7 protein-coding genes are annotated in these 7,845 nt (G+C 72.6%); 6 read left to right on the plus strand and 1 reads right to left on the minus strand.

Going from position 1 to position 7,845, the window contains the following annotated elements:
• Positions 1-165: 165 nt before the first annotated feature.
• A complete protein-coding gene (locus tag LH62_RS28550; RefSeq protein WP_052214668.1) occupies positions 166-879 on the plus strand; it encodes a hypothetical protein in 714 nt (237 codons plus the stop codon).
• Position 880: 1 nt separating this feature from the next.
• Here LH62_RS28550 and LH62_RS18540 read toward each other — a convergent pair whose 3' ends face one another.
• On the minus strand, positions 881-1,717 hold the full coding sequence (locus LH62_RS18540; protein ID WP_043363560.1) for a flagellin: 837 nt from the start codon (positions 1,715-1,717) through the stop codon (positions 881-883).
• Positions 1,718-1,913: 196 nt separating this feature from the next.
• On the opposite strand from LH62_RS18540, the gene kdsA reads away from it, so the two are divergent.
• The 5 genes from kdsA to LH62_RS31200 form a co-directional block, all read left to right on the plus strand.
• Positions 1,914-2,756 (plus strand): 3-deoxy-8-phosphooctulonate synthase, encoded by an 843-nt coding sequence (gene kdsA, locus LH62_RS18545; protein WP_043363562.1) that lies wholly within the window; start codon positions 1,914-1,916, stop codon positions 2,754-2,756.
• Positions 2,753-3,484, plus strand: coding sequence for a 3-deoxy-manno-octulosonate cytidylyltransferase (locus LH62_RS18550; RefSeq protein ID WP_043363563.1), 732 nt, complete (start codon positions 2,753-2,755; stop codon positions 3,482-3,484). Before kdsA ends, LH62_RS18550 begins: the two co-directional genes overlap by 4 nt.
• A complete protein-coding gene (locus LH62_RS18555; RefSeq protein ID WP_043363565.1) occupies positions 3,481-4,476 on the plus strand; it encodes an SIS domain-containing protein in 996 nt (331 codons plus the stop codon). The genes LH62_RS18550 and LH62_RS18555 overlap by 4 nt, the downstream gene beginning before the upstream one ends.
• Before the next feature lie 6 nt (positions 4,477-4,482).
• Positions 4,483-7,149 (plus strand): sensor histidine kinase KdpD, encoded by a 2,667-nt coding sequence (locus LH62_RS18560; RefSeq protein ID WP_043363566.1) that lies wholly within the window; start codon positions 4,483-4,485, stop codon positions 7,147-7,149.
• A partial coding sequence (locus tag LH62_RS31200; RefSeq protein ID WP_160299892.1) for a response regulator occupies positions 7,146-7,845 on the plus strand: 700 nt, incomplete at its 3' end. The genes LH62_RS18560 and LH62_RS31200, both read left to right, overlap by 4 nt.

The raw sequence follows: 7,845 nt of genomic DNA on the forward strand, positions 1-7,845 counted from the left end.
CATTCTCCCGGTGCTTGGCCGCAGCATGCCCTGGCCCGGGCGTCAAGACGAGCCTGTCACGTCTGGCGGGAAGCCAGATGCCTCCCGATCGCGTACTGCGTTTTTCTGCTGCCGATGCCCGGGTGGGCGGGTACAAGGCGCGCAGGGCGTGCGGGACGGGGGTGCATGCGAAGGACGGTCTGGCTGGCGATTGGGATCGGGCTGCTGGCCGGGTGCTCGGCACAGCGCTCGTCAGGGGTAGCGCCGCTGGCGGACGGCACCTATCGCGTCACCGTGGCGAGCCGCAACCTGGGAGGAGCGACGCAGCAGGCGCTGAGCGAGGCCTCGGCCTATTGCGGCGGCCGCGGTGAGCAGGCGCAGATGCTGCGGCGGCAGATCAACGCGGCGGATTACGACCTGGTCTTCCGCTGCGCCAATGCCGCGGCGCCGTCGCGCAGCGGGGCGGTCCCCATCCTGCTCGGCAGCGCGGTTCCGGCCATGACACAGACGGCAGTGCTGCCGGCAGAGCCGCCGACGCTTGCAGCCCTCCAGGCCGCCGCGGTGCCGGCCCCGGCTGGCTTCCGCCTGCCGCCAGTGCCGGACCTGCCGCCCCTGCAGGCACTTCCGCAGGCGGAGCGGGGACCGGTCTTCGCGCCTCTGCCGCCGTTGCACAATGCCGCGCCGGCGTTTTCCGGCGTGCCGGATGCATCGCCGCGCCCCCCGGTGCCGCGGGCCTATGAAGGCCTGCCGCCGGTCACGGGCATGCCCGGCGGCCCGCCGCAGCGGGCGCTGGCGCCGCTGCCGCCGATTGCCGAGCCGGCGCTTGCCGGGCCGCCCCCGCGGCAGGGCGCCGCGAGCGCGACGCCGCCGTCCGCCTTCTGGGAAGCCCGGCGCAACTAGGTCAGCCGCGAAACAGGCTGACGAGCGACTGCGGCGCCTGGTTGGCGATGCCGAGCGCCTGGGTGCCGAGCTGCTGACGGATCTGCAGCGCCTGGAACCGGGCGCTTTCCTTCGCCATGTCGGTGTCGATCAGCGCGCCGAGGCCGCTCTGCTGTGCATCCAGGATGGACTTGTTGTAGTTGATCTGGCTGTCGATGTAGTTGGAGTAGCTGCCGAAATTGTTCAGCTCGCTCAGCGTCGCGGTGATCGCCTTGCCGACGGCGCCGGTCTTGGTCAGCGCGGTGGAGGCATCGCCCCGAGTCCAGGTGTTGGCGCCCGAGACGCTGTTGAAGATGTTGGTGATCGCCTTGTACCCGCTGAAGGTATAGTAGGTGCCGGTCCCGTTGGTGACGACCTGCACGGCGAGGTTGGTTGGGTCATCCAGAACGTTGAGGCCGTTGTAGCTGGCGTCCTTGATGAAGGACTTGATGTTGTTGGTCAGCTCGCCGGCCTGGGACTGGTACTGGCTGCGCTGCTCGGCGGTGATGGTGCCGTCCGCCAGCTTCACGGTTACGGCCTGGAGCTTGGTCAGCGCGCTCGAGACATTCTCCAGGGCGGCGTTCGAGACATCGAGCAGGCCTTTGACGCCGCCCAGCTGCTCATTGGCCGAGGTGGTGGCGGCGACCGCGCCGCGGATGCGCTCCGCCACTGCATAGGCGGCGCCGTCGTCCTTGGCGTCGGCGACGCGGTAGCCGGTTGAGATGCGCTTCTGGGTTGCCGCCAATTCGTCGCCGGTGCGGTTGAGCGACTGCAGCGCCACCATGGCGCCGACATTGGTGTTCACGGAATTCAGCGGCATCGGGCTTTTCCCTTGGCTGGCGACCGCGATCCTCGGGCCGGTTGAGGGGATGGTGCCCGTTCCGGGTAAAGAACCAGTGAAGGCGGTCGGAGGAAACGCCATGCCCGCACGAAATCGAGCCTGCTTGATCCGGCCGGGTGGAATGGGGGATACGGGCGGCTTGCGCACCACTCGCGCCGAAGGAAAGAGCAACGCCATGTCCGCCCCCGATCCGGTCGTCAGCATCGGCCAGGTTCGCATCGGCAACCACCTGCCGCTTGCCGTCATCGCCGGGCCCTGCCAGCTCGAGAGCCGGGCGCATGGGCTGGAAGTCGCGGCCGCGCTGCGCGAGGTGGCGGCGGGGCTCGGCTTCGGGCTGATCTTCAAGGCGAGCTTCGACAAGGCGAACCGCACCAGCGGGGGCGGCGCACGGGGGATGGGGATGGCGCAGTCGCTGCCCGTCTTCGCCGAGATCCGCGAAACCCTGCGCCTGCCGGTGCTGACCGATGTGCATGAGCCGGGGCAATGCGCACCGGTCGCCGAGGCGGTCGACGTGCTGCAGATCCCCGCCTTCCTTTGCCGGCAGACCGACCTGCTGGTGGCGGCGGCCGCGACCGGGCGGGTGGTGAATGTGAAGAAGGGGCAGTTCCTCGCGCCCTGGGACATGAAGAACGTCATCGCCAAGGTGACCGGCGCGGGCAACACGCGGGTGCTGGCGACGGAACGCGGCGCGTCCTTCGGCTACAACACGCTGGTCTCCGACATGCGGGCGCTGCCGATCATGGCGGCGATGGGCGCGCCGGTGATCTTCGACGCGACGCATTCCGTGCAGCAGCCGGGCGGGCAGGGGACTTCCTCGGGCGGGCAGCGGGAGTTCGTCCCCGTCCTGGCGCGCGCCGCCGTCGCGGTCGGCGTTGCGGGTGTCTTCATCGAGACGCATCCCGACCCGGACCACGCGCCCTCGGATGGCCCGAACATGGTGCCGCTGCGCGACTTCCCGCGGCTGATCGAGACGCTGATGGCCTTCGACGCGCTGGCCAAGCAGCGGGGCGAGGCATGAGGCCGATCGTCCTCATCCCGGCGCGGCTGGCGGCGACGCGGCTGCCGGACAAGCCGCTCGCGGACATTCACGGCCTGCCGATGATCGTCCATGTGCTGCGGCGCGCGCAGGAGGCGGATATCGGCCCCGTTGCCGTCGCCACCGACACGCCGCGCATCGCCGAGGCCGTCGAGGCCGCGGGCGGACGGGCGGTGATGACGCGGGGTGACCATCCCTCCGGCTCGGACCGCATCCACGAGGCGCTCGGGCTGCTCGATGGCGAGGGCCGGCATGACCTCATCATCAATGTCCAGGGCGACCTGCCGACCATCGACCCGGCGGCGATCCGTGCCGCCGTGGCTTTGATGGCGGCGGAGGAGGTGGCGCTCGGCACCCTCGTCGCCGAGATCGTGCGCGAGGAGGAGCGGACCGCCTCGCAAGTGGTGAAGATGGTGGGCACGCCGCTCGGCGGCGGACGGCACCGGGCGCTCTATTTCACCCGGGCAACGGCGCCCTGGGGCGAGGGGCCACTGTACCACCATATCGGCCTTTATGCCTGGCGTCGGGAGGCGCTGGCGCGCTTCGTCGCCATGCCGCCGTCGCCGCTCGAGCGGCGTGAGAAGCTGGAGCAGCTTCGCGCACTGGAGGCGGGCATGCGGATCGACGCGCAAGAGGTGGCGGTGGTGCCGCTCGGCGTCGACACGGCGGAAGACCTGGCGCGTGCGCGCGCGATACTGGCGCCGCGATGAGCGCCGCGCTCAGGCACGGCACGGATGCGGCGCGCATCCGCGAAACCATCGCCCGCACCATCGCCATCGAGCAGGAGGGGATGGCAGCGCTTGCCGCCGCGCTCGACGGGTCGCTCGGCGAGGCGCTGGCGCAGGCCGCCGAGACGATCTTCGCCGCCGAGGGGCGGGTCGTCGTCACCGGCATGGGCAAGAGCGGGCATGTCGGGCGGAAGGTAGCGGCGACGCTCGCTTCGACGGGCACGCCAGCGCTCTTCCTGCATCCAGCCGAGGCGAGCCATGGCGACCTCGGCATGCTGACGGCGGCGGATGTGGTGCTTGCCCTGTCCTGGTCGGGCGGGACGGTGGAGCTGCGCGACATCATCCACTATTCGCGGCGCTTTGGCTTGCGGCTGATCGCCGTCACGGGCCGGGCGGAAAGTGCGCTTGGGCGCGCGGCAGATATTCCGTTGGTCGTGCCTGCCGTCGTCGAAGCCTGTCCGCATGGGCTGGCGCCGACCACCTCGACGCTGATCCAGATGGCGATCGGCGATGCGCTGGCCATGGCGCTGCTGGAGCGGCGCGGCTTCACCCCGGCCGAGTTCCATCGCTTCCATCCCGGCGGCAAGCTCGGGGCCCAGCTGCTGACGGTCGGCGAGGTGATGAAGCGGGCGCCGGACCTGCCGCTGGTGCGCGAGGATGCGGCCATGGGCGAGGCGATCATCGCCATGACGGGGCACAGCCTCGGCTGCGCCATCGTCACCGATGCGGCGGGCGACGTGGTCGGCATCATCACCGACGGCGACCTCCGGCGGCACATGCATCCCGGCATCATGGGCGAGCGGGTGGAGGCGGTGATGACGCGGGCGCCGCGGCATACCGTGCCGGAGCAGATCGCCAGCGCGGCGCTCGCCGAGATGAATGCGCGACGGATCAACGTGCTGGTAGTGCAGGAGGGGCGGCGACCCGTCGGGCTGCTGCATGTGCAGCAGCTGCTTTCGGCGGGGGTGGTGTAGGGCTCGATGGACGAGCCCGCGCGCCCCGATCCGGATGCGCTGCTGGCGCTGGCCCGGCAGGAGGGGCGGGGGCGGCTGAAGGTCTTCCTCGGTGCCGCGCCCGGGGTCGGCAAGACCTATGAGATGCTGGCCGGGGCGCGGCGGCGCCAGGCCGGCGGCGCCGAAGTGCTGGTCGGCATCGTCGAGACCCATGGAAGGGCGGAAACCGAGGCGCAGCTCGGCGCGCTGCCGGTGCTGCCGCGCGCCGCAATCCCCTATGCCGGGCCGAACGGCATGCGGATGCTCGAGGAATTCGACCTCGACGCGGCGCTCGCCCGGCGGCCGGCGATCCTGCTGCTCGACGAGCTGGCGCACAGCAACGCGCCCGGCAGCCGCCACCCGAAGCGCTGGCAGGACGTGGAGGAGCTGCGCGACGCCGGGATCGAGGTCTGGACGACAGTGAATGTCCAGCACTTGGAAAGCCTCTCCGATGCGGTCGCGCGCATCACCGGCATCCGCGTCGCCGAGACGGTGCCGGACCGCGTGCTTGTCGGGGCGGATACGGTGGAGCTGATCGACATCCCGCCCGCCGAGCTGCTGGAGCGGCTGCGCGCCGGCAAGGTTTATCGGCCGGACCAGGCGGAGCGGGCGCTGCGCGGCTTCTTCCGCGAGGGCAACCTGGCGGCGCTGCGGGAGATGGCGCTGCGCCGCACGGCGGAGCGGGTGGAGGCCGATGTCACCGGCTATATGCGCGCCAATGCCATCGCCGGTCCCTGGCCGAGCGGGGAGCGGGTGCTGGCGCTGATCGGCGGGGAGCCGGGTGCCGTCGCCGTGGCGCGGCAGGCCCGGCGCATCGCCGATGCTTTGCGGGGCCCGCTGCTGGCGCTGCATGTCGAGCGGCCTTCGGCGCCGGAGGACGGCGGCGCGGCCGGGGCGGCGCTACGCGAGGCGGAGGCGCTCGGTGCCGAAGTGGAGACGGTGGTCGCCGCCGACCTGCCGCGTGCCATCCTCGCCCATGCCAGGGCGAGGAACGCTTCCCACATCGTGCTCGGGCGGGGCCGACCTCCGGCCTGGCGGCGGCTGACGGGGCGGACGCTTTCCGCCGCGCTGCTCCGGCAGGCGGGCGATTTCGCGCTGCATCTCGTCCCCGAGCCGGCCCTGCCGGTGGCGCCGCTGCCGGGGCGGCGCGGGCTTCCCCGCCGGATCGGCTTCGCCGCGGTGCCGCTGCTGGTCGCGGCGGCGACGCTCGTCGCCTTCGCCACCGACGGCATCGTGCCGGAAGGGGCGATGGGGATGATCTACCTCGTCGGCATCGTCGCCGCGGCGGTCGGCTTCGGCGCGCTGCACGGGCTGGCGGTGGCGGCGCTCTCCTTCCTGGCCTGGAACTACCTCTTCCTGCCGCCGCGCTACACGCTGACCATTGCCGCGGCGCAGGATGTGGTGGGCGTCGTCGTCTTCAGCCTGGTCGCGCTGTTGCTGGCCGGGACGACGGGTGGGCTCGGCCGCTCGGTGCGGGCGGCGCGGGCGCGCCTGCTCGGCCTTCGGCGGCTTGTGGAGTTCAGCCGGCGGCTCGGGGCGCCGGGGACGCAGGGCGACCTGCTGGATGCGGTGGCGCGCGAGGCGGAGCGCATCGCCGGCCGCCCGGCCTGCGTGCTGATGCCGCTGCCGCCCGCGCCCGGCCAGACCGGGCCGGAACCAGTGCTGCGCGCCGCCATCCCCATCGACGCCGAGCCGGACGAGGCCGCCATGGCCGCCGCCCGCTGGGCGCTCTCCCATGGCCGGCCGACCGGGCGCGGGACGGATACGCTGCCGGCGGGAACGGTATGGCAATTCCGGCCGATGCGCACGGCGCGCGGCCTGGTCGGGCTGGTCGGGCTGCAATTGGGCGAGGCGGCGCGGCTGGAGACGGAGACGGACCGAACGCTCGATGCCTTGCTCGACCAGGCCGCCGTCGCCATCGAGCGGGTGGAGCTGATCGAGGGCGCCGCGCGCGATGCGGCGCGAGCCGAGACGGAGCAGCTGCGCCTCGCGCTGCTCACCTCGCTCGGGCACGACCTCCGGACGCCGCTGACCTCGATCCGCGGCGCGCTCGGCACCCTGCGCGGCTCGGGCGAGGCGCTGGCGCCGGCGGTGCGAGAGGATCTGCTCGCCGCGGCCGAGGAGGAGACGGTGCGGCTGACGCGCACCATCACCAACATCCTCGACATCGTGCGGCTGGAGAACGGTCAGGTGGAGCCGCGCAAGGAACCGGTCGACCTCGCCGAGGCGGTGGAAGCGGCGGCGGGCCGGCAGGAGCGTGCCACAGGTCGGGCGATCGAGCGCCACCTCGATGCGCGGCTGCCGGCGCCACGGCTCGATCCCGCGCTGCTCGACCAGGTGCTCGGCAACCTGCTCGACAACGCGTTGAAATTCTCGGGTCCCGAGGGCCGCGTCTTGGTCGCCGCGCGGCGGGAGGGGCACGAGGTGGCGCTGGCCGTGGAGGATGACGGGCCGGGTATTGCGGCGGAGGCGCTGGGGCGAGTCTTCGATCCCTTCTACCGTGCCAGCCGCACCGACCGGATCGCCGCAGGCACCGGGCTCGGCCTCGCCATCGCCCGCGGCCTGACCGAGGCGATGGGCGGCCGCATCGGCGCGGAGAGCCCGGTCGCGGCCGGCGGACGGGGCACGCGGGTGACGCTGCGCTTCCCGGCATGAGCGGTGCCGGCCCCCGCATCCTCGTCATCGATGACGAGCCGCAGATCCACCGTTTCCTCGGGCCCGCGCTGGAGGCGGCGGGCTATGCGCCGCTTCGGGCCGAGACCGCCGCGGAGGGGCTTCGTCTCGCCGCGATCCGGGCACCCGCTCTGGTGCTGCTCGATCTCGGCCTGCCCGATCTCGACGGGAAGGAGGCGCTGGCCCGGCTGCGCGCCTTCAGCCTGGCGCCGGTCATCATCGTCTCCGCCCGCGACCGGGAGGCGGAGAAGGTCGCGGCGCTGGATGCCGGCGCCGACGACTATGTGGAGAAGCCCTTCGCCCTGGCCGAGCTGCTGGCCCGCATCCGCGCCACCTTGCGCCGGGCCGCGCAGGCGGCGGGCGAGCCGGATCCGGGCGCGACCTTGCGGCTTGGCGCGCTCGAGGTTGATCTCGGCCATCGCCTCGCCCGCGTCGGCAGCGAGGCGCTGAAGCTGACGCCGCGGGAGTGGGAGCTGCTGGTCGTGCTGCTCAAGGCCGGCGGACGGGTGGTGACGCAGCGCCAGCTCCTCACCGCCGTCTGGGGGCCGGCCCATGCGGAGGATGCGCAGTATCTCCGCGTCTATGTCGGGCATCTGCGGCAGAAGCTGGGGGCGGCCGCGGGCCTGCTGCGGACGGAGCCGGGGGTGGGGTACCGGCTGGGGGGGGGAGGGGAAGGCC

It is taken from the genome of Belnapia sp. F-4-1, from assembly GCF_000802185.1.
GTDB lineage: Bacteria > Pseudomonadota > Alphaproteobacteria > Acetobacterales > Acetobacteraceae > Belnapia.

Bases quoted from the DNA above. Each gene is read 5' to 3' on its own strand.
- LH62_RS18550 (WP_043363563.1), top strand. From the start codon at position 2,753: ATGAGGCCGATCGTCCTCATCCCGGCGCGGCTGGCGGCGACGCGGCTG.
- kdsA (WP_043363562.1), top strand. From the start codon at position 1,914: ATGTCCGCCCCCGATCCGGTCGTCAGCATCGGCCAGGTTCGCATCGGC.
- LH62_RS18540 (WP_043363560.1), bottom strand. From the start codon at position 1,717: ATGCCGCTGAATTCCGTGAACACCAATGTCGGCGCCATGGTGGCGCTG.
- LH62_RS28550 (WP_052214668.1), top strand. From the start codon at position 166: ATGCGAAGGACGGTCTGGCTGGCGATTGGGATCGGGCTGCTGGCCGGG.
- LH62_RS18555 (WP_043363565.1), top strand. From the start codon at position 3,481: ATGAGCGCCGCGCTCAGGCACGGCACGGATGCGGCGCGCATCCGCGAA.
- LH62_RS18560 (WP_043363566.1), top strand. From the start codon at position 4,483: ATGGACGAGCCCGCGCGCCCCGATCCGGATGCGCTGCTGGCGCTGGCC.